This is a genomic window from Peribacillus alkalitolerans (assembly GCF_010882125.1).
Classification (GTDB): domain Bacteria; phylum Bacillota; class Bacilli; order Bacillales; family DSM-1321; genus Bacillus_BN; species Bacillus_BN alkalitolerans.
In genome coordinates this window covers 39,390-62,972 of sequence record NZ_JAAGVZ010000014.1, presented here as the reverse complement: position 1 = coordinate 62,972, position 23,583 = coordinate 39,390, and the positions used below count along the sequence as shown (strand labels likewise).

Genomic DNA, 23,583 nt, shown 5'->3' with positions numbered 1-23,583 from the left:
GAAGGAGATTACATATGCATTGGTATGAAAAATTAAATCAGTATTTCCCTATTGAAGAAATGAAATCAAAGGAGCATATAGAAACACTATTGGATGAGAAATCATCAATCTATCATAAGGATGAGGGTCCACATCATGTCTTGCTTTATGTGGAAACACCTACTTTCATTTTTATTGATTATCTATTTGTATCCAAAGAGTCACGAGGGCAAGGCCTAGGAGGAAAGCTACTAAAGAAACTGAAGCAAAAAGAAAAGCCGATTATTCTTGAAGTAGAACCTGTTAACTATGAAGACACTGACACGGCCAAACGCCTTCACTTTTACAAAAGAGAGGGATTTGAACACGCACAATCCATTGGTTATCGAAGAAGGTCCCTTGCAACTAAGGAAATAAATGAAATGGAAATCCTTTATTGGGCTCCACATCATGAAACAGAAGAAATGGTATATGAGGCAATGAAGAAGACATATGAACATATCCATACCTATAAGGATCAGCATTTTTATGGGGAATCCTATCAACCGGTTGCAGAAGTGCTGACTTATGAAGAGAACTCAGATCGTGAGAATATATTAAGTAATTTAGATTAAATAACTAGGCAGGAGTGTTATTACTCCTGCTTTTTCACTTTTGCAAATTATTAACGTAGAAGAATACCACTAGTTGCCTATTCCAGTTGAAATAAGGTTGATTTAGGAGGATTGGCCCTTTCTTTATCCCTATACTAATTAAAAAGCAAGAATTTGGATGTCATAATTAATAAGGAATGATATAAAGAGAGTAATAAATTTATTAGGCAGAGAGAAGGGGAAACATGAAACGAAATGAAATGATGACCTTATTCGGATTGGCGGCGCTTTGGGGAGCGTCCTTTCTCTTTATCCGGATTTCTTCACCAGTTCTAGGACCATTCCTAACTATTCAAGGGAGAGTTACTATTGCAGCGCTGGCTTTATTAATCTATATGATATCAGTCAATAAATCTCTTGAATGGAAGAAACGCTGGAAACAGTATCTAATAATTGGACTTTTAAACGCAGTAATCCCATCGATATTCATTGCAGTGGCAGCCTTGCAATTGCCTGCCTCCATGTCTGCAATTTTAAACTCCATGACACCTCTATTTACAGCTTTAGTGGCATGGGGGTGGCTGGGTGAGAGCATGACTATACGAAAATGGTTAGGGATTTTCATCGGTACCTTTGGAGTAGCATTATTAGTAGGGTGGAGCTCAGTGCCGTTTACTCTAAATATTATCATAGCTTGCTTCATCTCCATATTATCGACCGTTTCTTACGGATTTGCGGGTGTGTATACGAAGAAATATTTAGCGGGTGTACCTTCATTATCCCTGGCAACTGGGCAGCAGGTAGGGGCTACCCTCATATTGTTACCAGTCACTCTTATCTTTTGGAAAGAATCTTTTCAAGCAGTAACACCAATAGCTGTATTCTCAATGATTGGATTGGCCCTATTCTGTACTACATTTGCTTACCTTCTATATTTCTATTTAATTGAAAGCGCAGGACCGACCATAGCGGCTAGTGTTACACTTCTTATCCCATTTTTTGGTATAGTGTGGGGGATGGTATTCCTTAAAGAAACTATAACTTGGGGCATGATTGTCGGACTCTTCATCATATTGGGCAGTATTTTCTTAATCTCTGATCAAACATTGCCGAAGTTTAGGAAACAACCATCGAGATAAAGCGATATCCAATTGATGGAGGTTTAGTATGTTACTAGAGAATAAGATTGCTATCATTACTGGAGGGAATTCAGGCATCGGCCTATATCCGCAGCCGATCTATTTGTTGAACAAGGAGCAAAAGTGATCGTCCTTGATATTTGTATACATAATGTATCTAATCTCAAAAACGTTACTGCGATTGAAATCGATATGCGTGATCATGAAGCCATAAAACGTTCGATTACAACGATTATCCAAGAGTTTGGATCAATTGACATACTGTTCAGTAATGCAGGCATCAACCCGCATATAGGAAACATAGAAGCCACACTTGATGAAAACTGGGAAACTATTATACAAACTAACTTAACAAGTTGCTTTCATATGATAAAAGAAGTAATTCCCCAAATGGTGAAGCAAAAATCCGGTGCAATCATTGGCACTTCCTCCATTTCAGGAAGAGTCCGGGCTGCCAGTCATTCTGTTCCTTACGGAGTAAGCAAAACGGGAATTGAGGCTATCATTAAAAGTGTAGCTGCCCAATACGGACCCGAAGGAATACGTAGCAACTGCATACTTCCCGGATTTATAGAAACTCCTCTTAATTGGGTCAAGGATGAACAAGTCAAAGAAAACATTATGAAACGAATTCCTTTACGAAGAGCAGGAACTCCTATGGATGTTGCTAAAGTCGCGTTATTTCTAGCATCTGACCTAAGTTCTTATGTAAATGGTGAATCTATTATTGTGGATGGTGGATTTACGATATAAGTTGCGGCGCTTGGGGTGCAGTTCAGCATCCAAGCGTTTTTTTATTGGATTTTTGGTGCTTCATATATTTTTCCTTTATTTTTTCCTGTGGACTGTAGGTTTAGGGAAGAAAGCATTCGAGTGGCAATGTCTGAAGAGGGGAAATGAAGAAATCGGTGGGAAATTGTATAGTATTTTGGATCGAGCTGGTCTGAAAGTAATCTAATGATTGCTTCTCACCAAATTTTTTCGTTCTTTTAGCTAAATCCTCTTCAATTTTTGGCCTTTTTAATGATAATTCCTTGCCAATTTGAGTTTTCATTCTCTAACTGTGCACTATAATGTGAATTTGCGCTTTTTACTGCAGATTTGCGCTTTTTGCGGGAAATTTGTGCTTTTTAGTAGAGATTTGCGCTTTTTACTGGCTTGATTCGATTTTTAGAACAGGGATTCGTTTTTTAGAACCACGATTCGCTTCTTAGAACCTGAATTCGTTTTTTAGAACCACAATTTTTTGATACACGTGAAAATTCAGCTGGTTTCCGAGACTCAACAAAAATGAAAAATCCTTTTTTCTAGAAGTACACATGGAAATAGGTTGCGATCTAGTGGAATATTATAACAAACTCGTATTTATCGACCGGGGGATTATTAATGGAATGCAAAGTAAAGAAAGGCAGCGTTTTTTATGAGGTTTGTGGGGAGGGACTTCCGTTGTTAGTCCTACATGCAATGGGCACGGATCATCTTTCCATGAAAACTTGGATGGAGCCAATTTTTCAGAAGGAATCAGATTTTCAACGAATTTATATCGATGTTCCAGCTCATGGGAAGAGCATGATTGATTCATCGGTAAATTCATCTAGCGATATGCTGGAAAATCTGCTGGAATTCATTGATTCAACATTTCCGAATCAAAAGTTTGCTTTATTAGGAATGTCTTTCGGGGGGGGGTATTTAGCGCAAGGGATCATGCATGCAAAGCTAAAACAAGTCAAAGGCATTGCTCTTATGGCCCCGCCTATCCATGGTACAGAGAGAAATGTACCGCAAAAAGTTGTGATACATAAGGATGAGGCCGCTTTAATGAAAGTCGATGAGGATATCCGAGTTGCTTTTGAAACATTACTAGTCTATCAAACAGCTGATAATCTCCGAATCTTTATGGAAGAAATTCATCCTGGAAGATTGCTAGCTAATAGGGAGTTTCTTGGGTCTAATTGGAGAGAGGACAGATATTTGTTGAAAGATGAACCTTTCTTAGAAATAGACTCAATGGAACAACCGTCTTTGTTTATTTTAGGAAGACAAGATTCTATTTGTGGTTTTAAGGATGTTTGGAAATTGCTCGATAAATTTCCGAATGCAACCTATTCTGTTCTAGATCAAGCGGGACATCTTCTTCAAATTGAGCAGAGAGAATTAGTGAAAGATTTAATTGGTAATTGGCTGAAAAGAATACAGGACTGAAGCAGGGGTTGAGTTCCCTGCTTTTTCTACTTAAGTATTTTGAAATGTCTGTGATGTAGTCCTTTCTTTCGTTTCTTCTTTAAAGTTAATACCCATCTCCAAATAAAGTTTCTTCCAAAAATGTACGGCTGGGAGATTGGATAAAAGTTGCTCAATGAAAAAATCACCTTTGCACATGTTAAAAATCTGTCGAGCCGCCGATTTTCCTACCCCTTTTCCTCTATAAGCGTTAAGGATGAAGAAGTCATTAATGCAGTAATCAACTTTTTTAAGTAAAGGTGCTCCTAAGAGTAATACAAAACCAGCTAATTTGTCATCTGCTTTTATGAGATATGGATTGATACCATCCTTTTCCCAAATTTGTTCAAATGCATCGAATTCAAATAATCCTTCCTTGTTAGGGGCAAGTTCATCTGAATATAAGGAAAGGTCATGTAGGTAAAGAGCATAAAGATTTTTAAGAGTTTCCTTTTGATCGATAGAAATTACCTCTAGAGTTACGTTCATATTGGTTTCCTCACTTTATGGATTGACTCTTCCATAATATAACAAAAACAATGAATATTAGAAGATGAATTTTAAGGGTAAATTCAATTTTTATACAGATAGGTTAATATTTATTGTGACAGTATTTTAAGTATGTTTTAATTAATAGATAGAGGAATAAGAACGGAAAGTTAGAGGAGGGAACACATTGCCACCTATCGTATCTGATGAATACAAAGAGAAAAAGAAAAAAGAGATTTTGAAGAGCGCGCTAGCCTGCTTTGCAAAGAAAGGGTTTGAAGCCGCTACAATTGACGACATCGTTGCTCATTCAGGTATTAGTAAAGGGGCTATTTATAACTATTTCAAAAGTAAGGATGAAATATATCTGGAGCTTATGGGTGCGAATACTAAACGTATTCTAGAGGAATTAACGAGTGAACTGAATCGCCAGAATACGGCCTATGAGAAAATGGAGTATTTATTTAGAGTTTACCTAGACCGTGATTTAACTGTTAAAAGAAATATTGAAAATTCGGTTGTTCAGTTTGAATTTAAACTTCATTCTTCAAGGAGTGAAGATCTTATCTCAATCTTGAATGTTCGAAGGAAAGAATATTTCATTCCCTTAATTGCCGAAATATTATTAGAGGGACAACAATCGGGTGAATTTGTTCAGGATTTCAATCCAGAGCTTTATGCAGATATCTTTTGGTCTTTGATTGATGGTGTCAGCCTACAAATCGTTTATGGAGATTATCCGTATAAACCTGTATTGACTGAGATGAAAAATATGTATTTTACAAAAATTAAAGCATAAGCAAAAGGTGCCCAGATGAGGTACCTTTTTTTATTAGGCTCTGTAACTAGTCTTTTGTTTTTCCGCTCCATGCGCTCGCTTTCCGTTGGCGGTACGGGAGCCTACTCGGCGCACTTTCGCTCCTGCGAATACTCCCTTGTATAGATTTTCCCAAGGACATTGAACAGCATCCTTGAATTACACCGCACGAAGGAAATACGAATGTATTTTCGAGGAATCTCGGCCTTCCGCTCCAAACAACAATGTGCTTTAACATAGTCATTTATCAAAGCCAAAAAATGTAAATTATTTTATAATAATATTGATTATTCTGTTAATTAACCTTAAAATAAACTTAATGGTCGCTTTACTCCTTGACCTAATTTTCTCCAAAAAGGGGGCTGAAACTATGCACAATAATAAAGATGAAGCAGAGTTTGAAATGGATTGCATAGTGGCGGTATAAAAGTTGAACAAATTTTTAGTATTTTGCAACTTTTCTCCGGCGCATTCGTCTAATGGAGTATAAGCAGGTGAAAGTTCAAATCTAAGCTATTAGCTGGAATAGTTGGAGGATTAATTTTATGGCAACTCGGCATGCGAGACGAAAGAAGTTTGATGACTTAGTCTCCCATAATAAAAAAATGATTTTAAAAGATAAGAAATTACTTGAAGAAATAGAAGAAAAGGTTGAAAATCGATATCTCCGTAAATTGAAAAGATAATGCCTTTTTCGAATAGATGACCAGACAGTTTACCTGTCTGGTCTTTTTAGGTTTGAAGCATATAATTAAAGGCAAAATGAATAGGACATGATTGAAAATTGGAAGTGATTGAATGAGGATACCAGAAGAGTTGGCCGAATTCGGAAAGAAGAGAATATCTAATTACCCTGTGGAGGGATTTGTATATGGTACTGGACCGAAACATCCCAATTTGATGCTCGTAGGTGAAGCTCCTGGTGAGACAGAGATTGGCAATGGAATTCCCTTTAGTGGCAGGGCTGGCAAGGAGCTGATGAAGTTTTTAGAAATGGCTGGTGTCAGTAGGGATGAGGTATATATTACAAGTGCTGTCAGAAGCCGTCCCTATAAATGGGGAGAAAAAAGGGAACGAAATGGGACTATCATTAAGAAAAAATATAATCGTCCACCCACTCAAAGAGAAATACTTGCACATGCACCTTTATTGGATTATGAAACTCTTCATGTAGATGCTCCTCTAATAGTGACACTAGGCAATGTCGGACTGAAGAGGTTGCTAGGTTCAAGTTATTCAGTGACTGCTTTCCATGGACAATTCATTAACAGCCCAATCCTTCGTCTTGCTTCTCAGGAAGAAGGGATTTATGTGTGGAGTGAGAAAGACTATTTGATCTATCCAACCCTTCCACCCTGCCTCAATCTTTTATAACCCTAGTCTACGTGAATTAATTCACCAAGATATGGAGAGATTGAAAAATTGGTTACAGCAGGGTGAATAGAGGATATTTCATCAATTCTTTAGTAACCCATTTCATCCAACAACTGAAGCATTAAATCTGGACGATTGGTAATAATTCCATCTGCGCCTTTTTCAATCAGTTGTTTCATCTGAGCTTTATCGTCAATCGTCCAATAGTGAACATCCATGCCTCTTCGATGGGCTCCGTCGATTAGCCTTTTCTCAGTTAAGTCGAAAATGCTTTCTTTTGTAGGAATTTCAATTGCATCTACTTTTGGTTGATACAGGTTTCGTAAAAACAAAGTATGATACACGACAAATTTTTTAATTTCTTGTTTTCCGCCTGCAATGGCTACCTTGCCCTTTGAATAAGAATTGAAAGTATCTACAATGGATTGATCAAATGCCGCAATCAATACCTTATCCTGCAATTTATGAGTCTCAATCAGTTTCCAAAGCTTAGCTGCAATCTCTTCGATTTTTTCCCTAGGGTTGTCATCTTTAATTTCCATAACCATTTTCATGTTTGGGTATGTGGAAAAGACTTCTTCTACAGTAGGAATGTAAACGCCTTTCCCTCTGAAAGAAAAATTCCCATCTAAGTCTTGGAATTGATAACCAGCATCAAGCTTTTGAATTTGCTCTAAAGTCATATCTGCTACTTTCCCGACTCCTTCTGTAGTTCGGTCTACAGTTGGATCATGTATGGTGACTAGCTCTCCATCCTTCGTAATATGGATATCGAATTCTAGCGCATCCACACCCATATCTACGGCTTGTTGAAAGGCGACCATTGTATTGGAAGGAGCTAAATCTTCTCCTCCTTGATGAGCGATGACCATAGGTCGAGTGTTCTCAAAAAATGGCATTGAATTCCGCTTTTCAACCGACCAGAAATTTACACACCCCATGAACAGGATGATGGTTGTTAAAACTACCACCAAAATATTTTTCTTGTTTTTTTTCTTTTGGATAATGACTGGATTTGTTTGTACTTGCATGTTCATTCCCCTTCATATCATGAAAAGATTTAATCTAGTTTGATTTACTCTTACATAATTCGTTATCTGTCCCTAATCACCTCTAATATTAATGGAAAAAGGATTTTAGTCCGAGAAAAACGAATACGTATAGTGAGGTGATATTTGTGAGCAATCAAACTGAAACAAAAAACTATTCACATAAACAATTGGCAACAGCTTGTTTTAATAAAGTATGGGATTTCTTAGACAAAAAGAACAGAAACGATGAAGAGAATGAACAGATGATCCATATGTGCCATAGTTCGTTCTGGCACTGGACACAAGTCGAAGACCATACAAAAACCAATCTTTCCATCGGCTATTGGCAACTTTCAAGGGTTTATGCTGTTGTTGGTCAAGGTGAAAATTCATTACGTTATGCCAAAAAATGCATAGCTGTGAGTGATGAAGCAGAGCTACCACCATTCTATAGAGGCTATGCTTACGAAGCAGAAGCAAGAGCACACGGTGTCCTAGGGAATCATCCACAAAAACAAATAGCATTAGAACATGCTCTAGAGTTACTTGATCAAGTAACAGTTGCTGAAAATAAGAAGCTGTTGCAGCAGGATCTAGATGAATTGAAAGGATGAGCTATCCAATATTGGATAGCTTTTTTATTTTTTTAGATAATATCTGCAACTTTTTGATATGGTAAAACGTGGATAATGTGAAAGGGGGAGCGGGTATGAATCTTGATGAAATATATAAGACCCACGTGAATGATTTATACCGCTACTTGTATTCACTTTCTAAAAATCATTTTACGGCAGAAGATCTCGTTCAAGAGGCTTTTTATCGAGCTTACATCCAATTAGAAGATTATGAAATTCAATCAATAAGAGGTTGGTTATTCAAGGTTGCTTATCACGCTTTTATTGATGAGAAAAGGAAGAGCAATCGCCTTGTATTGGGACAGAACCTCATTGAAGGATTAGATCAAAAATCTTCACCCGAACAAAGAATAATTGAGAAAGAAGGACTTAATTTACTGCTCGAGGTAATTCATACTCTTCCAGAAAAAGAAAAGCATGTCTTGTTATTATGCGATTTGAATCAATTATCTTATCAAGAGGCTGCAGATATTTTGGAATTAAGATTGAACACATTGAAAAGTCATCTTCATCGCGGTAGGAAAAAGGTTATGAAAATGGTAAAAGAAAGGAAGATACAAGAGTGAGCGACGACAAAAAGAAAGACCTAGACACATATGAAAGAATTCTTCTGGAATCTAAGGAAAATCTAGATAGATCACATTATTTGCCAGAGGAACAACAAAAAAAAATTGTACAAATTGGAAAAAATACAGCAAGAATGACTAATATTATGATTACATTGGCATGTCTCTTATTGATCATTCCATGTGCCACATTAGCAACTTATTTGTATTATGGCTTTGGTGGCAGAGCGGATGAGCTTATAGAAGTGACGGGGAACACCATATATGTAACCGAACCAAACGTGAGCATTGAAGAAATGGATATAGAAGAGGAAATCGGTTTTTTTGAGATGAAAATACTGTTTGATGTGTACAAAAAAATCGGAATGGAGGACTACCGGGTCGGTTCATATGATGTGGACTTTACTTTTGACGAAGCAAGGAATCCAAAAAAGACTATGATGGTGGAACGTCCATTGGCAGAAAATCCTACAGCAGAGGAAGAAATATTGGTACATCCAAAATCCAATATACCCTTTTATTCCCTTTCCCAATGGAAAATGTTGAAGGGTCTCCCAGATGGTACTGTTTCAGAACTCTATATTTCGTTTACTAAAACTATGAAGCAGGAGGATATTGAACAATTGCTGCCTAATAATGTAGAGCTTCGTTGGATTGCAGTTGATACAGGAGTAGAGGAGAAAATGCTTGATCAAAGTGGAAGCCCTGTTTCTCCCATTGGATATCCTGCACAGGTCGATACGACCACTTGGTCTCCTTTTAATGGCAGAGACAAAAGCAATGAAGAAGTTTTCATGGACATTCTTCGAAAACTAGAAAAACGTGAAGATGTGGCTGCAAAAATATCGAGGGCCAAAAATTTGAGCTTGGATGAGAGAATTGCTTATATTGAACAGAACGGAATCCATGCTTATGGAGCAGTAGTCACTGGTCCAACACCAGAACTAAGAAAAATGGAAAAGATACATGAAATACATGCCATGAAGGTAGGGGAAGTGAAACTATGGAATTGGGAATAAAGAGCAAATCTAAAATGTATCAAAGAAATAGGGTACTTCCTACCCTTACAGGGTTCATCTCTTTTGTTTTAGGTTTAATATCCATGGCGGCCTTAAATGCTACACTGATACTTGAAACAGAAACTTTTCCATCTCTATTTTTAGGTGTTATCCCTTTCTTAGGTTTTGTATTTGGTATAGTTGGATTATTCACCCAAAAAAGATCACGCCTATACGCAGGATGGGGAATCTGCTTGAATTTGTTCATATTTGTGTTTATATTCTTTATGTTTGTTCTAGCATGGTCGATTAATGCTAAACCATAAAAAATCCCGATTACGTTTTTGCGTAATCGGGATTTTTTTGGGGTATCGGCCGTTTTTTCTAACTATTCTACCGAAGGAATCCAATCCTGAGCCCAGCTTTCAATTCCTTTTAGAACAGGTTCAAGTGCTTTGCCTTTGTCGGTTAAAGAGTATTCTATACGAACCGGTGTTTCCGGATAGACGTCACGTTTGACTATGCCTTGTTGTTCCAAGTCTTTTAATCGCTCGGAAAGGACTCTACCGCTAATCGAGATAGCGGACTCTATTGTATTAAATCTTTGTGGACCTAAAAAAAGCTGATAAATAATTAGTCCTGTCCATCGTTGGCTTATTATGGACATTGCTTTTTCAAGTCTTGGACAAAGTGAGGATTTGTTCATAATTGATCACTCCCATGACCATATTATAACTAATGTTTACAAAAAATAAAAATATTATATTTTATAAATTAATTACTTGACGTATATAAATAACTTACATATACTTACTTACATAAAGTAAGTTACTTTCAAAATAAAGAAATGAAGGTGAACCTATGAAACCTCAAATCACAATAGATTCAATTTCACTTAAAGTAGTCGACCTTGATAGATCCATTCAATTTTACCAAGGAGTTCTAGGGTTTCAAGTTATAGATAGAGAAGACTGCAAAGCTACGTTAGGAATTAACAAAACGCCGTTTCTTTATATCCATCAGCCAGATGGAATAAAGCCGAAGGAGGCTAGGAGGTCGGGGTTGTACCATTTTGCTATTTTATTACCTAACAGAGTCGAATTAGGTAGCTTCTTACATCACATGATCAAAAGCGGATATCCATTACAAGGTGCTTCCGATCACCTAGTAAGTGAAGCAATCTATTTCGCAGACCCTGATGGGAATGGAATTGAAGTTTACGCTGACCGTCCGTCAGATACTTGGAAATGGATTAACGGAGAAGTAAAAATGGCTACTATCCCTTTAGATGTAAAAAATCTATTATCCGTTTCTGAAGGTAAAGCATGGAATGCTATGCCAATTGGTACTACTATTGGCCACATCCATTTACATGTTTCGGAGTTGAAAGAGTCAGAAAAGTTTTATACAGAAGGATTGGATTTTGATGTAGTTACACGATACGGTGGGCAAGCACTTTTCATTTCTTACGATCAATATCACCATCATATTGGATTGAATACTTGGAATGGAGTGGGGGCTCCGGCGGCATCAGAAAATAGTGTAGGAATGATACATTACACCATCAAATTCAGAGATGCCGAAAAGCTCAGCAAAATTATAGAACAGCTTAAATTGCTGGGGGCATTGGTAATTCAAGAAAGGGAACATTGGAAAACAATAGATCCTTCAGGAAATCAAATTGTCTTATCAGTTTAAATAACAATAATAAGGAGAGATCAACATGGGATTATTAAATCAATTATTTGGAAAAAGTGAGCAATCAAAAGAAGGAATGGATTTTTACGATGCAGTTAAAAATCGACGTTCTATATATGCAATTAGCAAGGAATCACCTGTTTCAGATGAAAGAGTTAAAGAGGTCATTGAATATGCAGTAAAGCACAGTCCATCTTCATTTAACTCCCAAAGCGGAAGAGTGGTTGTATTATTAGGAGAACATCATGATCAATTATGGAATATAACAACAGAAACATTAAGAAAAATAGTACCAGCGGACGTATTTGTACCAACCGAAGAGAAAATGAATGCATTTAAGAGTGGCTATGGCACAGTTTTATTTTTCGAAGACCAAAGTGTAATAGAAGGTTTACAAAATGCATTCCCTACCTATAGTGAAAATTTCCCAATATGGTCTCAACATTCATCTGGAATGCTTCAGTATGTTGTGTGGACTTCTCTTGAATTAGAAGGTTTAGGTGCAACATTGCAGCATTATAACCCACTAATTGATGAAGAAGTGAAAAAGCAATGGAATATTGAGGATAGCTGGAAACTAATTGCTCAAATGCCTTTTGGAAAGCCTGTTGCCCCAGCTGGTGAAAAAGAGTTTAAATCTGTTGATGATCGTGTGAAAGTTTATAAATAATTGAAAATAAACCTCGTAAAAGCGAGGTTTATTTTTTTAGATAATTGAATAAGAATGATAATTATTATCAATAATAAGAATAAAGAAAAGAGACAACCCACTAAATGATTGTCTCTTTTCCATATTATATTCCGTTTGGTTCAAACGTTTTGCAGTCAGTCTCTCTACTGTTGTCAGCTTCTTTGCCCTTATGGCTGACAACAAAAATTTGAGATGCGCCACAACGTTCACCTTCTTTGTTGTATACGCAATTTCTTACTTCACATAATACATCTTGTGCCATATTCATTACACCTCCCCTCACAGATTAGGATTACCATAACTCATAGGAGTCATACCAATAAATAATCGATTAAAGTAAGGTATATCAAACAAATAGGAAGACTAATAGATTAATAATTTTTTTTATATTAAGAAATATTTACATAGGTAAAGTCTTTCCCTATAGAGAATAACTATTGAATAAAGGACTTATGAATCATTGTTCATTCAATAGGGGAGTGTGAAAAAATGGAAGCGGTTGCAACCCAGCACGTCGTGAAGAGAAAAAGAAACGTTAAACGACTATTCTTATGGCTTGGATTTACCTTAGTGGTCATTTTATTACTATCTGTCATTGGGGCAAATCTATTCTTAGCTAGGGGCTTGCCTCAGATTAAAGGAGAAATAATGCTGGAAGGATTAATTGCACCCGTCACCGTTACAAGGGATGCTGAAGGAGTCCCTCATATTAGTGCTCAAAATGAACACGATCTATACCTTGCACAGGGTTATGTTCAAGCCCAAGACCGATTATTCCAGATGGACCTGAGCAGAAGACAGGCATCTGGCAGATTAAGTGAGGTTATTGGGAACGCAACCGTTGATAATGATAAATACTTCCGAACTTTAGGCTTAAGAAGAGCGGCAGAAGAATCTTTAGCCAAATATTCAAAGGAAGGTAAGGAGGTACTTCAAGCCTATGCGGACGGTGTCAACCTTTACATTAAAGAGGTCAAGAAGAGCGGGAAATGGCCAGTAGAATTTACCTTTTTGGGTTATAAACCTGAAAATTGGAGCCCTGTCGACTCGTTGACAATTGGAAAATACATGGCTTTTGATTTGGGTGGAAATTGGCAAGATCAAGCTTTTCGGCAATATTTACTTCAAACATTCCCTAAGGAAAAAGCGTATGATCTTTTTCCTAGCTATCCGACAGAGGGACCTTTTATTATTAGTAAAGAACAGTTGGACATCGAAAAAAGCTTTGCACAGGCAGTCGTTCCATATGAATTTAATGGAAGCAATAACTGGGTGGTCAGTGGAGAAAAATCTTCATCTGGAAAACCATTATTAGCTGATGATCCTCATCTTTCCTTAAATACTCCTTCCATATGGTATCAAATGCATTTGCAAGCCCCAACCGTAAATGTGAGCGGTGTTATCTTCGCAGGGATACCGGGTATCATCTTAGGTCACAATGAACAAGTGGCATGGGGAGTGACAAATGTTGGACCTGATGTACAGGATTTATATATTGAGAAGCGTAACCCTGAAAACAAGGGAGAATTTTCTTATATGGGAAAATGGGTAAAAGCCCAAATCATTAAGGAACCAATTAAAGTAAAGGATGAAAAAACCTTAGATTATGAAGTGACCATAACTCGACATGGTCCAATTATATCGGAGTTTGCAGGTGATGCAGGCAAAGAAACGGCACTTGCTCTGAGATGGACTGCTCTTGACCCTTCAGCGGAGCTTGAGGCCATATTGAATATGAACAAGGCCACCAATTGGGATGAGTTTGAGGATGCGTTGCTTCAGTTCGAAACGCCTGCACAGAATTTCGTTTTTGCCTCACAGGATGGTACGATCGCATATAAAGCCAATGGTAGGATTCCTATACGAAAGAAGGGGGATAGCATTCTCCCAGTCCCAGGATGGACAGATGAATATGAGTGGGAAGGATTTATTCCGTTTGACGAATTGCCTACAACAATCAATCCAAAAGAGGGCTTTATTTCTACTGCTAATAATAAAGTTATATCAGATGAGTACCCATACCACATCAGTCATCATTGGGCTCAACCATATAGACAAGCGAGGATACAGGAAGTACTTAAGGAAAAGAAAGTAATAACATTGACAGATATGAAAGATCTGCAAATGGACCAAATGAATTTACAAGCAAGGGAGTTTGTTCCTCTGTTTGTCTCAATCTTGCAAGATGTAAAAGGGGAAAGAGAAGAAAAAGCATTGGAGTTACTTAGTGAATGGGACTTCATGGATTCTAAAGATGAAGCTGCACCATTGGTTTTCAATGTATGGATGACAATGGTTTCACATGTGTTGTTTGATGATGATATTTCGGAAGAGGCAATGGATTTATTTAATGGAAGAAAAGCTGTAGTAGATCAATTGTTGAGGGATGCAATCAAAGGTAATCCAGGTCCATGGATAAAAGAAAATGGGGAAATAAAGAAGGTTCTTTCAGACTCACTAATTTTAGCCTTAAATCATATTGAAGATCTACAAGGGAAAAACATGAATAAATGGGCTTGGGGGGAAGAACATCAAATACAGTTTAAACACCCATTGTCTAGCGTATCGCCTTTACAATATATTTTTAACAATAAGGGAGGAATCCCAGTGGGTGGAAGCAGTGTCACTGTACAGGCAGCAGCGACTAAGGACGATGATGGCATCGTTAATCATGGAGGGTCCTGGAGGTTTGTGATTGATACGAAAGACATTGATACAGGGTATCATATTGTAGGACCTGGCCAATCGGGACATGTGAAAAGTAAATGGTATCAGAATCAAATGGATGATTGGGCGGAAGGGAAGTATCATGCAACAGTATTAAAAGAAAATAGCGGAGATGTTCTGAATTTATTACCGAAGGATTAATGAGAAATGGAAGGTGGCTCAAAAATGAGCCACCTTCTACGCTTTATAGAAATGTTCAAGACTGGTGTTGATGAAGGAATGTTTCAATTTGTTTAATATGATGAGCATCATGGGAAGCGAAGTCATGCATTAGAAAATCCAGGGTGTAACGTTCGTTCGTTGTTGTATTATGTGTCTGGTCATTAATGCTAATAGGAGTGTCTAGTGGCATCATGCTATTGTCAAGCATTTGAAGCAATTCTTTACGTTTACTAACCGTTTGTCTAATTACATCAACATTGGACAGATGTTTCGCTAATTCTGCAGATTCAGCATTATACTGGTGGTATTCTGGAAAGGAGATTGATGTTGAATCTAGAATACTTGGAATACCACTTTCAATTAAGAAGATATCCCATCTGAAAAGGTGAGCCAGTACTTCTTTAGTGGACCATTTATTTTCTGACAAGGGAGTATCGAGCAAAGAAGGATCCAATGATTCAAGGGATTCAGTAAATGGAATCAATTTTTCAAGAGCTTGAACGGATGTTGACATATGCCACCTCATATAGGAAAAATTTGTTATATTTATAATATCAAAAAGAACGTATGTTTGTCTATTGGTTTTTAAATAATTAAATGATAATAGGCATAATATGTCTTTCAGTTCATTTTTTAAAAAAGGATTTCTTTTCTACTTCTAATTTGGAAGATAAATAGTATATAATAGATTAGAAGAAAAAATTTAATATGACTTACCTTTCTAGTAAAGGGGAGTAGCGTCAGATTTCGATCTGAAATACAGTCGTCATTACATGGGCTTCCACCCATCGGCTGTGTTGGCATATAATTGCTTAGCGAGACCTTTGCCTTATATAGGCAGAGGTCTATTTATTTGCTCAAAATTAAAGAAGGAGGTACATCATGGAAATACTTAGTTTAGAATTTTTATCAGCATTAATGGTCATTATTGCCATTGACCTTGTATTGGCAGGAGATAATGCGATTTTGATCGGATTGGCATCTAGAAACCTACCTAAGGAACAGCAAAAAAAGGCGATATTATTTGGGTCGCTTGGTGCTGTCGTAATCCGTTCTGTTGCTACAATTGGAGTAGTTTGGCTACTTAAAATACCTGGACTTCACTTAGTTGGAGGTTTGATGTTAGTCTGGATAGCGTACAAGCTTCTTGTAGAAGAAGATAATCATGAAGAGGTAAAGGCTGGTGACAGTTTTTGGGCAGCCATCCGCACCATCCTCATTGCTGATGCGTTAATGGGATTAGATAATGTATTGGCTGTAGCTGGTGCATCTCATGGTAACTTCCTTTTAGTAATCATTGGATTATTAGTATCCATCCCAATAGTAATGTGGGGAAGTACAATTATCTTGAAGTTTATTGAAAAATATCCGGTAATTATTACGATTGGTGCAGCGATATTGGCTTGGACTGCTTCGAAAATGATTGTCGGGGAGCCATTCTTAAAAGATTATTTCTCAAACGGATTCTTGAAGTACGGTTTCGAGTTATTAGTCGTTGGCCTAGTGGTCATGCTTGGTATTAAAAATAAACCTAAAAACGATGTAGAACAGCTAGAAGAAGAACATGAACCATTGAGAAAAGTAGGTTCTTAAATAAAAAAGCGACTGGATGATCGTGAATACGATTGTCCAGTCGCTTTTTCGTATATTAAGGCGTTTAATACAGCAGCATGGCGAGGGATTCTCCCTATCTTTTCGTAACGAAAAAATCTTAATTTCGAAAACGCAGAATTTATTTTTGAAAACTACAAAATACAAGCGAAAATCAAAATATACATTCGAAAACAACAAAAATACTTTCGAAAATCTTCAAATATCGATGTTTCGACAAATCCAGTTATAACTTTCACAATAAAAAAAGCCAATCATGAAATAGATGGGCCTTTGTAAAATATTATTCTTTAGTATTATTTAATAAACGATCAATATCTATCGGTTTAAGAAGCAGAGAGTAGGTTTCTTCGGCAAAATCGGTGGTAGCTTCTAGTAATTGATCGATATTAATATAGGATTGTTTCATTGTCTTACCTCCATATACTGAAGTTATACCCCGTTTGAGGCTTGTTTAAGCATCATGCTATATAATTCGCACTATGTTCGAAGCTTTTTGGGGGTAGAAATAGAAAAAATAAAAACTTCAGTATGGGACTATTATACCGTTTTTTGGTGATTAAAGCTAACTTCTATGTGGTAAATAACTACAAAGAACAAAAAGGAGTTGCTAATCAATGAAGAATACCTATTTTATCGACATTAAAAGTGGGGAGATTTTGCAAAATCCCATTGAAGAAAGTGGGCATTATACCGTATTTGCCACCGATAAGGAAATTGCAAAGTTAAAAGCGCTTTTTGAGCAAAATCATACTGCAGAAATGGAAACGTTTGTACGAGCCCAGACTCCATTTAAGGAATATCATAAAGATAAAGAAGATAAGCATTATGATCAGGCTATGATTAATATTTATAGATATTTATATGAATTAGGAGATGAGAATACGAAGGCTAATATAGAAGGGATAGGGATCTTAGGAAAAAATGAATTGAATGAGAGAAGTAATTTTTAAACATCTTTTTTCCTTAAAGTGTAAAATAAGATGTCAAACTGTTCTCAATATTATATAATCAATCCCTAAGGACTGTCGTGTACGGCAGTCCTTAGTTGTAGGTCATAAAATGGGGGAACAATATGAATGGGATTAAAAGATATATGAAAGTGTTTCATCCAATTGTTTGGACTTTACTAGCAGGGACAATATTTGCTAGAGGCGCGTCCTTTATGACGATGCCGTTTTTAGCAATTTATTTATCTCGCAATTTAGATATGCATCCGATATTAATAGGGATTACGATTGGTATTAGTCCTTTGACAGGTACGATTGGTGGTTTCATTGGGGGACACTTATCCGATCGTTTTGGACGCAAGCCAATTATGATTTCTGCTTTATTTGTATGGTCAGGTGTCTTTTATGCTTTTTCGATGGCAAGTGTTCCAATGGCCTTTATCCTGTTAAATGCTCTGAATGGTCTATGTCGTTCATTCTTCGAACCAACATCACAGGCCCTTATAGCCGATTTGACCCCTAAGGAAAACCGGATGAGAGCTTATTCACTACGTTATACTGCCATTAATATAGGTGCAGCCATCGGTCCTTTGTTAGGAGCCTTTTTCGCTACAAAGTCAGCCGATTTGACCTTTTTAATTACTGGAACAATGTATTTACTTTATGCGATAGGTTTACTTTTACAGATGAATAAGCATTTGTCATCCACAGTTAAAAGCGCTGAACGAAAAGACAATCCAGCATCAATAAAAGCGGTTTTCCAAGTAGTACGTAAGGACCGTATGCTATTAATGTTGATTCTCGGAACTATTTTGGTTAATGCCGGTTATTCACAGGTCGAGTCAAATCTTCCGCAGTACCTGGAAGATGCCATACCAAAGGGAGTATACTTATATTCTATCTTAATTTCACTGAATGCCATCATGGTCATCATATTGCAGATGCCGATTTCACATTATGCTGAAAAGTTTAAACCGATGCATTTAATGGTGGCGGGAGCCATCTTCATGGGAGTGGGATTGTTTAGTTTTGGATATTTTAATGCATGGGCAGGTCTGATTGTTGCGATGGGATTATTAACTATTGGTGAAATCCTGATTTTCCCTTCAAATAGCCTTGTTATTGATCAGTTAGCGGAAGAGGGAATGAGGGGAGCTTATTTTGGTGCAAGCCAATTCAGAAGCCTTGGTCATTTTTTTGGACCGATTGCAGGTGGATATTTATTGACCGAAATAGGTGGACCGTTTATGTTCACCTGTATAGCCACTCTTGTAATGGTCAGCACGATTTTCTTTTATAAAGGGAGTTCGATGAAAATATCTAAAGCAAATACTATTAATGTATAAAATGGAGGCGATCTGGTTATCAGGTCGCCTTTTATATATATAAAGTATTCATATAGGATACATATAGGATACATATAGGATACATATAGATTGTAAACATAAAGTAATGTAAAATTAAACTATATGCACAAAAAGTTTACTAATTTTAAATAACAGAGGGATTACAAATATGCTTATTGGAAAGAAAATAAAAAATTTACGCTTGAAAAAAGGACTTACTCAAGAGGAACTTGGCGAAAGGACCGATCTAAGTAAAGGATACATTTCACAACTTGAGAGAGACTTAAGCTCGCCTTCAATAGAAACCTTTTTCTCCATTTTAGAGGTGCTAGGTTGTTCGCCAAAGGAATTCTTTGATGATGAAAATAGAGATCAAAAAGTCGTGTACACGGAGGAAGATCAAACGGAGTTTTGGGATGAAGAACGTGGATATCGCATTCAATGGTTAGTTCCAGAGTCAAACGAAAAAGAAATGGAGCCCATCATGCTTTCTTTCGAGGAAAAAGGAGAATTCAAATCGTTTGAACCATCACTATCCGAAACCTTTGGATATGTTCTTTCTGGAAAGATAATAGTAAAGCTAGGAAAACATGAATATACGGCTAAAAGTGGCGAGGCAATATATTTTCATGCATCGGAAAACCATCAAGTAATCAATGATTACGATGGAAAGTCAGAACTAATCTTAGTCGTTACAAATTCATATTTATAACAATATGAAAGTAACCCATCAGTCCAAAGGTCAATGAAGAATATGTACGTTCACTGACAGGAAGGAGACCATAATGACAAATAATACGATTATTCGTTTTGAGAATGTTACGAAGCAATACGAACATGATCCAGCTGTATTGGAAAATGTAAGTTTTGAGATTGAAAGAGGGAAATTCTACACATTGCTCGGTCCTTCAGGGTGTGGGAAAACGACCATTCTTCGTTTAATTGCTGGGTTTATTGAACCATCCAAAGGTGATATTTTTATCAACAACAGACTCGTCAATCGAGTCCCTGCCAATAGACGCCAAGTAAATACAGTATTTCAAGACTATGCATTATTTCCTCATCTAAATGTTTTTGAAAATGTTGCCTTCGGATTGAGAATCAAAAAGTTGAAAAATGATGATGTTCACAAAAAGGTAATGGAAGCGTTGCGTTTTGTAAATTTGGAGGGCTATGAATACAGGGAAATCAGTGAAATGTCAGGTGGTCAACGTCAGCGTGTAGCCATCGCACGTGCGATTGTTAACGAGCCTGAAGTCATTCTATTGGATGAACCACTTTCAGCATTGGATTTAAAATTACGTACAGAAATGCAATATGAACTTCGGGAGCTACAGCGCCGACTTGGCATCACTTTTATTTTCGTAACGCATGATCAAGAAGAGGCTCTTGCGATGTCGGATGAAATTTTTGTATTAAACAAAGGGAAAATTGAACAAAGTGGAACGCCTATTGATATATATGATGAGCCTATTAATCGTTTTGTTGCTGACTTTATCGGAGAATCGAATATAGTAAAGGGACATATGATTCGCGATTACTTGGTCGAATTTACTGGTAAACAATTCGAGTGTGTCGATGGAGGGCTTAAACCAAATGAAGAGATCGAAATTGTCATTCGACCGGAGGATTTGGAAATAACCACACTAGAAAGAGGAAAGCTTCAAGTAAAGGTTGATACTCAATTGTTCCGTGGTGTCCACTATGAAATCTCTTGCTACGACGAAGATGGTAACGAGTGGCTCGTACATTCTACCAAAAAAGCCAATGTGGGAGAAAAAATTGGATTATACTTTGATCCAGAAGCGATTCATGTTATGAGACCAGGTGAGACAGAAGAAGAATTTGATAAACGCCTTGAGGCTTATGAAGAGGTTGGGGACCATGAAAAATAAAACAAGATCTTTGTATCTAGTCCCATATCTATTATGGATTGCTTTATTTGTCATTGCTCCTATCTTGTTGGTCGTTTATTATTCTCTCTTTAATATAGAAGGAAATTTCTCGCTCATTAACTACCAGAAATTTTTCACTCCGGTTTATTTGAAGATGACTTTAAGTTCGTTTTGGTATGCGTTTCTTATTACGGCCTTCTCTTTATTGATTGCGTATCCAACAGCGTATCTATTGACCCGGACAAAGCATAAGCAGCTTTGGCTTTTATTGATCATTTTGCCTTCATGGATCAATTTACTGTTAAAGGCATATGCGTTTTTGGGGATATTCGGTACGTTCGGTCCTGTGAATGCTTTCCTTGAAGTCATGGGAATTGGTTCAAAACAAATCTTATTTACGGACTTTAGCTTTGTATTTGTATCTGTGTATATCTTCATACCATTTATGATTTTGCCTATTTTCAATGCTTTGGAAAAGCTGAATCCATCAATGGTTTATGCATCTTTGGATTTAGGAGCATCCAACTGGACGACATTCCGACGAGTCGTATTTCCTCTAACGATAGATGGAGTGAAGGCAGGTTGTCAGGCTGTTTTCATACCGGCATTGTCCTTATTCATGATTACAAGGCTGATTGCTGGAAATCGTGTCATAACACTTGGAACGGCCATAGAACAACATTTTCTCGTAACCCAAGACTGGGGAATGGGTGCTACTATTGCCGTATTTTTAATTATAATCATGTTTGCTATTATGCTAGCAACAGGAAGCAGAAAGCGAGGGGTGAGGATTGAAAAGTAACGGGAAATTTTCAAAGATCTATCTAGCGATAGTATTTTTCATCCTTTATGCCCCGATTTTCTATCTGGTTGTCTATTCTTTCAATAGCGGTGGAACGATGCACGATTTTGAAGGGTTTACCTTGGATTGGTATAAAGAAGTGTTTCAAGATACGCGATTGTTAATTATTGTATTAAACACATTTGTCATTGCACTTCTATCATCAGCTATTGCCACAATCATAGGTGTACTGGGAGCGCTTGGGATTATGTATATGAAAAACAGAAAAGTGAAAAATTCATTTCTCTCGTTGAATAATGTGTTAATTGTAAGCCCGGATGTCATCATTGGTGCTTCTTTTCTAATATTATTCACGATTGCAGGAATCAAACTAGGCTTTTCATCCGTTTTGTTATCGCATATCGCATTCAGTATTCCGATTGTCGTAATCATGGTTCTTCCTAAACTACAGGAAATGAGTCCAACATTAATTGATGCTGCATTGGATTTAGGAGCTAATCGTATAGATGTGTTAACAAAAGTTATATTGCCATTCATTTCTCCAGGAATCTTTGCAGGCTTTTTCATGGCCTTGACTTATTCTCTAGATGATTTTGCTGTCACTTTCTTTGTGACTGGAAATGGATTCACTACTCTTTCTGTTGAAATTTATTCTTTGGCACGTCAGGGGATATCACTTAATATCAATGCTCTATCCACTCTCATTTTCCTTTTCACCATTGTATTGGTCATAGGTTATTACTTTATTAACCAGCGTAATAATCGTCCGAGAGGGGTGAATGGGAATTGAAACAATTAGTAAGGGCTTTTCTTGCTGTTTTCCTGGTATCAATGGGATTATTGTATTTCATTTCTGAGCTAAATTCTTCTGAGGGGTACACTGGAGGTAATACATTAACGATTTATAACTGGGGAGATTATATCGATCCTGAGCTAATAGAAAAATTCGAAAAGGAATCCGGATTAAAAGTAATCTATCAAACATTCGACTCCAATGAAGCGATGATGACAAAAATTGAACAAGGTGGAACAACTTTTGACATTGCCGTACCTTCTGAATACGCCATTGCAAAAATGAAGGAAGAAGAATTACTATTACCGATCGATCATACAAAACTATCTAATATTCAATATATTAACCCACGCTTTATGGATTTATCATTTGATCCCAACAATAAATACTCCATTCCCTACTTTTGGGGAACGGTCGGGATCGTGTTCAATTCAGAAATGTTAGATGGAAAGAAGTTAACTAGCTGGGCAGATTTGTGGGATAAGGATTTACGTAATCAGATCCTGCTGGTGGACGGAGCAAGAGAAGTAATGGGAATGGGGTTGAACAGCCTTCATTACTCTTTAAATGATACCGATAAGAACCATCTAATTGAAGCGAAAGAAAAGCTGGATACATTAACCCCAAACGTTAAAGCCATAGTGGGTGACGAAATAAAGATGTTAATTGCCAATGAAGAGGCTGCTGTAGGGGTAGTATGGTCAGGAGATGCAGCTGAAATCATGTGGGAAAATGAAAAGCTAGATTATGTCGTACCAAAAGAAGGTTCAAATCTTTGGTTCGATAACATGGTCATTCCGAAAACAGCGAAGAATATTGATGGAGCGCACCAATTTATGAATTTCATGCTGGAACCAAAAAATGCCGCTCAGAATGCCGAATATGTTGGATATTCTACGCCAAATGAAAAAGCGATGGAATATTTGCCAGAAGAGATCTCTGGTGATAAACGCTTTTATCCAGACCCGGAACTAACAGATAAGCTTGAAGTATACGAAAACTTAGGAAAGAAAATGCTAGCCTATTATAACGAACTATTCCTCGAATTTAAAATGCATAGTAAATAG

Annotated in this window: 28 protein-coding genes and 1 pseudogene; 23 read left to right on the top strand and 6 right to left on the bottom strand. The window is 37.1% G+C overall.

Features of this window, described 5'->3' with window-relative positions:
* The first annotated feature begins 14 nt into the window (after positions 1-14).
* The 5 genes from G3O09_RS15995 (at position 15) to G3O09_RS15975 (ending at position 3,913) form a co-directional block, all read left to right on the top strand.
* Complete coding sequence (locus G3O09_RS15995) at positions 15-593, top strand: GNAT family N-acetyltransferase (protein WP_163102483.1); 579 nt, start codon at positions 15-17, stop codon at positions 591-593.
* 224 nt (positions 594-817) lie between these two features.
* Entirely contained in the window at positions 818-1,711 is an 894-nt protein-coding gene (locus G3O09_RS15990) for a DMT family transporter (RefSeq protein WP_163102482.1), read from the top strand.
* Positions 1,712-1,739: 28 nt separating this feature from the next.
* Complete coding sequence (locus G3O09_RS22785; RefSeq protein ID WP_163102481.1) at positions 1,740-1,838, top strand: SDR family oxidoreductase; 99 nt, start codon at positions 1,740-1,742, stop codon at positions 1,836-1,838.
* A complete protein-coding gene (locus G3O09_RS15980; protein WP_163102480.1) occupies positions 1,835-2,464 on the top strand; it encodes an SDR family NAD(P)-dependent oxidoreductase in 630 nt (209 codons plus the stop codon). The genes G3O09_RS22785 and G3O09_RS15980 overlap by 4 nt, the downstream gene beginning before the upstream one ends.
* A gap of 633 nt (positions 2,465-3,097) precedes the next feature.
* The gene (locus G3O09_RS15975; RefSeq protein ID WP_163102479.1) at positions 3,098-3,913 is read left to right on the top strand and encodes an alpha/beta fold hydrolase; all 816 of its coding nucleotides are present in this window, start codon (positions 3,098-3,100) and stop codon (positions 3,911-3,913) included.
* A 30-nt stretch (positions 3,914-3,943) separates the two neighbouring features.
* On the opposite strand, the gene G3O09_RS15970 is transcribed toward G3O09_RS15975, so the two are convergent.
* Positions 3,944-4,420 (bottom strand): GNAT family N-acetyltransferase, encoded by a 477-nt coding sequence (locus G3O09_RS15970; RefSeq protein WP_163102478.1) that lies wholly within the window; start codon positions 4,418-4,420, stop codon positions 3,944-3,946.
* 187 nt (positions 4,421-4,607) lie between these two features.
* On the opposite strand from G3O09_RS15970, the gene G3O09_RS15965 reads away from it, so the two are divergent.
* The 3 genes and pseudogenes from G3O09_RS15965 to G3O09_RS15955 all read left to right on the top strand — a co-directional run bounded on the left by G3O09_RS15965 (position 4,608) and on the right by G3O09_RS15955 (position 6,681).
* The gene (locus G3O09_RS15965; protein ID WP_163102477.1) at positions 4,608-5,219 is read left to right on the top strand and encodes a TetR/AcrR family transcriptional regulator; all 612 of its coding nucleotides are present in this window, start codon (positions 4,608-4,610) and stop codon (positions 5,217-5,219) included.
* A 563-nt stretch (positions 5,220-5,782) separates the two neighbouring features.
* Entirely contained in the window at positions 5,783-5,923 is a 141-nt protein-coding gene (locus tag G3O09_RS15960; RefSeq protein WP_163102476.1) for an FbpB family small basic protein, read from the top strand.
* A 112-nt stretch (positions 5,924-6,035) separates the two neighbouring features.
* A pseudogene (locus tag G3O09_RS15955) lies at positions 6,036-6,681 on the top strand (uracil-DNA glycosylase).
* A gap of 19 nt (positions 6,682-6,700) precedes the next feature.
* On the opposite strand, the gene G3O09_RS15950 reads toward G3O09_RS15955, so the two are convergent.
* Positions 6,701-7,642, bottom strand: a complete 942-nt coding sequence (locus G3O09_RS15950) for a glycerophosphodiester phosphodiesterase family protein (RefSeq protein WP_163102475.1) — start codon at positions 7,640-7,642, stop codon at positions 6,701-6,703.
* Positions 7,643-7,788: 146 nt separating this feature from the next.
* On the opposite strand from G3O09_RS15950, the gene G3O09_RS15945 reads away from it, so the two are divergent.
* From G3O09_RS15945 to G3O09_RS15930, 4 genes are all read left to right on the top strand, one after another.
* Positions 7,789-8,256 (top strand): hypothetical protein, encoded by a 468-nt coding sequence (locus G3O09_RS15945; protein WP_163102474.1) that lies wholly within the window; start codon positions 7,789-7,791, stop codon positions 8,254-8,256.
* A gap of 95 nt (positions 8,257-8,351) precedes the next feature.
* Positions 8,352-8,843, top strand: a complete 492-nt coding sequence (locus G3O09_RS15940; RefSeq protein WP_163102473.1) for a sigma-70 family RNA polymerase sigma factor — start codon at positions 8,352-8,354, stop codon at positions 8,841-8,843.
* Positions 8,840-9,862 carry an anti-sigma factor gene (locus tag G3O09_RS15935; protein ID WP_163102472.1) on the top strand — a complete coding sequence of 341 codons (1,023 nt, stop codon included), beginning with the start codon at positions 8,840-8,842 and terminating at the stop codon, positions 9,860-9,862. The genes G3O09_RS15940 and G3O09_RS15935 overlap by 4 nt, the downstream gene beginning before the upstream one ends.
* The gene (locus tag G3O09_RS15930; RefSeq protein WP_163102471.1) at positions 9,847-10,167 is read left to right on the top strand and encodes a hypothetical protein; all 321 of its coding nucleotides are present in this window, start codon (positions 9,847-9,849) and stop codon (positions 10,165-10,167) included. The genes G3O09_RS15935 and G3O09_RS15930 overlap by 16 nt, the downstream gene beginning before the upstream one ends.
* A 62-nt stretch (positions 10,168-10,229) precedes the next feature.
* Here G3O09_RS15930 and G3O09_RS15925 read toward each other — a convergent pair whose 3' ends face one another.
* A complete protein-coding gene (locus G3O09_RS15925) occupies positions 10,230-10,547 on the bottom strand; it encodes a winged helix-turn-helix transcriptional regulator (RefSeq protein WP_163102470.1) in 318 nt (105 codons plus the stop codon).
* A 155-nt stretch (positions 10,548-10,702) separates the two neighbouring features.
* Between G3O09_RS15925 and G3O09_RS15920 the strand changes: the two genes are divergently transcribed.
* Both G3O09_RS15920 and G3O09_RS15915 read left to right on the top strand, forming a co-directional pair.
* Entirely contained in the window at positions 10,703-11,539 is an 837-nt protein-coding gene (locus tag G3O09_RS15920) for a VOC family protein (protein ID WP_163102469.1), read from the top strand.
* 25 nt (positions 11,540-11,564) lie between these two features.
* Positions 11,565-12,209: a nitroreductase family protein gene (locus G3O09_RS15915; protein WP_163102468.1), complete on the top strand. Its 645-nt coding sequence runs from the start codon at positions 11,565-11,567 to the stop codon at positions 12,207-12,209.
* Between the two features lie 124 nt (positions 12,210-12,333).
* On the opposite strand, the gene G3O09_RS15910 is transcribed toward G3O09_RS15915, so the two are convergent.
* The gene (locus tag G3O09_RS15910; protein ID WP_163102531.1) at positions 12,334-12,492 is read right to left on the bottom strand and encodes a DUF1540 domain-containing protein; all 159 of its coding nucleotides are present in this window, start codon (positions 12,490-12,492) and stop codon (positions 12,334-12,336) included.
* Between the two features lie 227 nt (positions 12,493-12,719).
* Between G3O09_RS15910 and G3O09_RS15905 the strand changes: the two genes are divergently transcribed.
* Positions 12,720-15,098: a penicillin acylase family protein gene (locus tag G3O09_RS15905; protein ID WP_163102467.1), complete on the top strand. Its 2,379-nt coding sequence runs from the start codon at positions 12,720-12,722 to the stop codon at positions 15,096-15,098.
* Between the two features lie 55 nt (positions 15,099-15,153).
* On the opposite strand, the gene G3O09_RS15900 is transcribed toward G3O09_RS15905, so the two are convergent.
* Entirely contained in the window at positions 15,154-15,633 is a 480-nt protein-coding gene (locus tag G3O09_RS15900) for a DinB family protein (protein WP_163102466.1), read from the bottom strand.
* Between the two features lie 368 nt (positions 15,634-16,001).
* Here G3O09_RS15900 and G3O09_RS15895 point away from each other — a divergent pair, with 368 nt between their 5' ends.
* Entirely contained in the window at positions 16,002-16,712 is a 711-nt protein-coding gene (locus G3O09_RS15895; protein WP_163102465.1) for a TerC family protein, read from the top strand.
* Positions 16,713-17,013: 301 nt separating this feature from the next.
* Here G3O09_RS15895 and G3O09_RS22780 read toward each other — a convergent pair whose 3' ends face one another.
* Positions 17,014-17,139, bottom strand: a complete 126-nt coding sequence (locus G3O09_RS22780; protein ID WP_275898321.1) for a hypothetical protein — start codon at positions 17,137-17,139, stop codon at positions 17,014-17,016.
* A 208-nt stretch (positions 17,140-17,347) separates the two neighbouring features.
* Between G3O09_RS22780 and G3O09_RS15890 the strand changes: the two genes are divergently transcribed.
* The 7 genes from G3O09_RS15890 (at position 17,348) to G3O09_RS15860 (ending at position 23,583) form a co-directional block, all read left to right on the top strand.
* Positions 17,348-17,683, top strand: coding sequence for a hydrolase (locus tag G3O09_RS15890; RefSeq protein WP_163102464.1), 336 nt, complete (start codon positions 17,348-17,350; stop codon positions 17,681-17,683).
* A gap of 122 nt (positions 17,684-17,805) precedes the next feature.
* Entirely contained in the window at positions 17,806-19,026 is a 1,221-nt protein-coding gene (locus G3O09_RS15885; RefSeq protein ID WP_240338465.1) for an MDR family MFS transporter, read from the top strand.
* A gap of 169 nt (positions 19,027-19,195) precedes the next feature.
* Entirely contained in the window at positions 19,196-19,738 is a 543-nt protein-coding gene (locus tag G3O09_RS15880) for a helix-turn-helix domain-containing protein (RefSeq protein ID WP_163102463.1), read from the top strand.
* Positions 19,739-19,811: 73 nt separating this feature from the next.
* Positions 19,812-20,921, top strand: coding sequence for an ABC transporter ATP-binding protein (locus G3O09_RS15875; protein WP_163102462.1), 1,110 nt, complete (start codon positions 19,812-19,814; stop codon positions 20,919-20,921).
* The gene (locus G3O09_RS15870; RefSeq protein ID WP_163102461.1) at positions 20,911-21,723 is read left to right on the top strand and encodes an ABC transporter permease; all 813 of its coding nucleotides are present in this window, start codon (positions 20,911-20,913) and stop codon (positions 21,721-21,723) included. Before G3O09_RS15875 ends, G3O09_RS15870 begins: the two co-directional genes overlap by 11 nt.
* Positions 21,713-22,513 carry an ABC transporter permease gene (locus G3O09_RS15865; RefSeq protein ID WP_163102460.1) on the top strand — a complete coding sequence of 267 codons (801 nt, stop codon included), beginning with the start codon at positions 21,713-21,715 and terminating at the stop codon, positions 22,511-22,513. The genes G3O09_RS15870 and G3O09_RS15865 overlap by 11 nt, the downstream gene beginning before the upstream one ends.
* Positions 22,510-23,583 (top strand): ABC transporter substrate-binding protein, encoded by a 1,074-nt coding sequence (locus tag G3O09_RS15860; protein ID WP_163102459.1) that lies wholly within the window; start codon positions 22,510-22,512, stop codon positions 23,581-23,583. The genes G3O09_RS15865 and G3O09_RS15860 overlap by 4 nt, the downstream gene beginning before the upstream one ends.

What these genes read in the sequence shown, in the direction of transcription:
- G3O09_RS15995 (WP_163102483.1), top strand. Translation starts at nt 15, where the DNA reads ATGCATTGGTATGAAAAATTAAATCAGTATTTCCCTATTGAAGAAATG.
- G3O09_RS15990 (WP_163102482.1), top strand. Translation starts at nt 818, where the DNA reads ATGAAACGAAATGAAATGATGACCTTATTCGGATTGGCGGCGCTTTGG.
- G3O09_RS22785 (WP_163102481.1), top strand. Translation starts at nt 1,740, where the DNA reads ATGTTACTAGAGAATAAGATTGCTATCATTACTGGAGGGAATTCAGGC.
- G3O09_RS15975 (WP_163102479.1), top strand. Translation starts at nt 3,098, where the DNA reads ATGGAATGCAAAGTAAAGAAAGGCAGCGTTTTTTATGAGGTTTGTGGG.
- G3O09_RS15970 (WP_163102478.1), bottom strand. Translation starts at nt 4,420, where the DNA reads ATGAACGTAACTCTAGAGGTAATTTCTATCGATCAAAAGGAAACTCTT.
- G3O09_RS15960 (WP_163102476.1), top strand. Translation starts at nt 5,783, where the DNA reads ATGGCAACTCGGCATGCGAGACGAAAGAAGTTTGATGACTTAGTCTCC.
- G3O09_RS15950 (WP_163102475.1), bottom strand. Translation starts at nt 7,642, where the DNA reads ATGCAAGTACAAACAAATCCAGTCATTATCCAAAAGAAAAAAAACAAG.
- G3O09_RS15940 (WP_163102473.1), top strand. Translation starts at nt 8,352, where the DNA reads ATGAATCTTGATGAAATATATAAGACCCACGTGAATGATTTATACCGC.
- G3O09_RS15930 (WP_163102471.1), top strand. Translation starts at nt 9,847, where the DNA reads ATGGAATTGGGAATAAAGAGCAAATCTAAAATGTATCAAAGAAATAGG.
- G3O09_RS15925 (WP_163102470.1), bottom strand. Translation starts at nt 10,547, where the DNA reads ATGAACAAATCCTCACTTTGTCCAAGACTTGAAAAAGCAATGTCCATA.
- G3O09_RS15920 (WP_163102469.1), top strand. Translation starts at nt 10,703, where the DNA reads ATGAAACCTCAAATCACAATAGATTCAATTTCACTTAAAGTAGTCGAC.
- G3O09_RS15915 (WP_163102468.1), top strand. Translation starts at nt 11,565, where the DNA reads ATGGGATTATTAAATCAATTATTTGGAAAAAGTGAGCAATCAAAAGAA.
- G3O09_RS15910 (WP_163102531.1), bottom strand. Translation starts at nt 12,492, where the DNA reads ATGGCACAAGATGTATTATGTGAAGTAAGAAATTGCGTATACAACAAA.
- G3O09_RS15905 (WP_163102467.1), top strand. Translation starts at nt 12,720, where the DNA reads ATGGAAGCGGTTGCAACCCAGCACGTCGTGAAGAGAAAAAGAAACGTT.
- G3O09_RS15900 (WP_163102466.1), bottom strand. Translation starts at nt 15,633, where the DNA reads ATGTCAACATCCGTTCAAGCTCTTGAAAAATTGATTCCATTTACTGAA.
- G3O09_RS15895 (WP_163102465.1), top strand. Translation starts at nt 16,002, where the DNA reads ATGGAAATACTTAGTTTAGAATTTTTATCAGCATTAATGGTCATTATT.
- G3O09_RS22780 (WP_275898321.1), bottom strand. Translation starts at nt 17,139, where the DNA reads ATGAAACAATCCTATATTAATATCGATCAATTACTAGAAGCTACCACC.
- G3O09_RS15890 (WP_163102464.1), top strand. Translation starts at nt 17,348, where the DNA reads ATGAAGAATACCTATTTTATCGACATTAAAAGTGGGGAGATTTTGCAA.
- G3O09_RS15885 (WP_240338465.1), top strand. Translation starts at nt 17,806, where the DNA reads ATGAATGGGATTAAAAGATATATGAAAGTGTTTCATCCAATTGTTTGG.
- G3O09_RS15880 (WP_163102463.1), top strand. Translation starts at nt 19,196, where the DNA reads ATGCTTATTGGAAAGAAAATAAAAAATTTACGCTTGAAAAAAGGACTT.
- G3O09_RS15875 (WP_163102462.1), top strand. Translation starts at nt 19,812, where the DNA reads ATGACAAATAATACGATTATTCGTTTTGAGAATGTTACGAAGCAATAC.
- G3O09_RS15870 (WP_163102461.1), top strand. Translation starts at nt 20,911, where the DNA reads ATGAAAAATAAAACAAGATCTTTGTATCTAGTCCCATATCTATTATGG.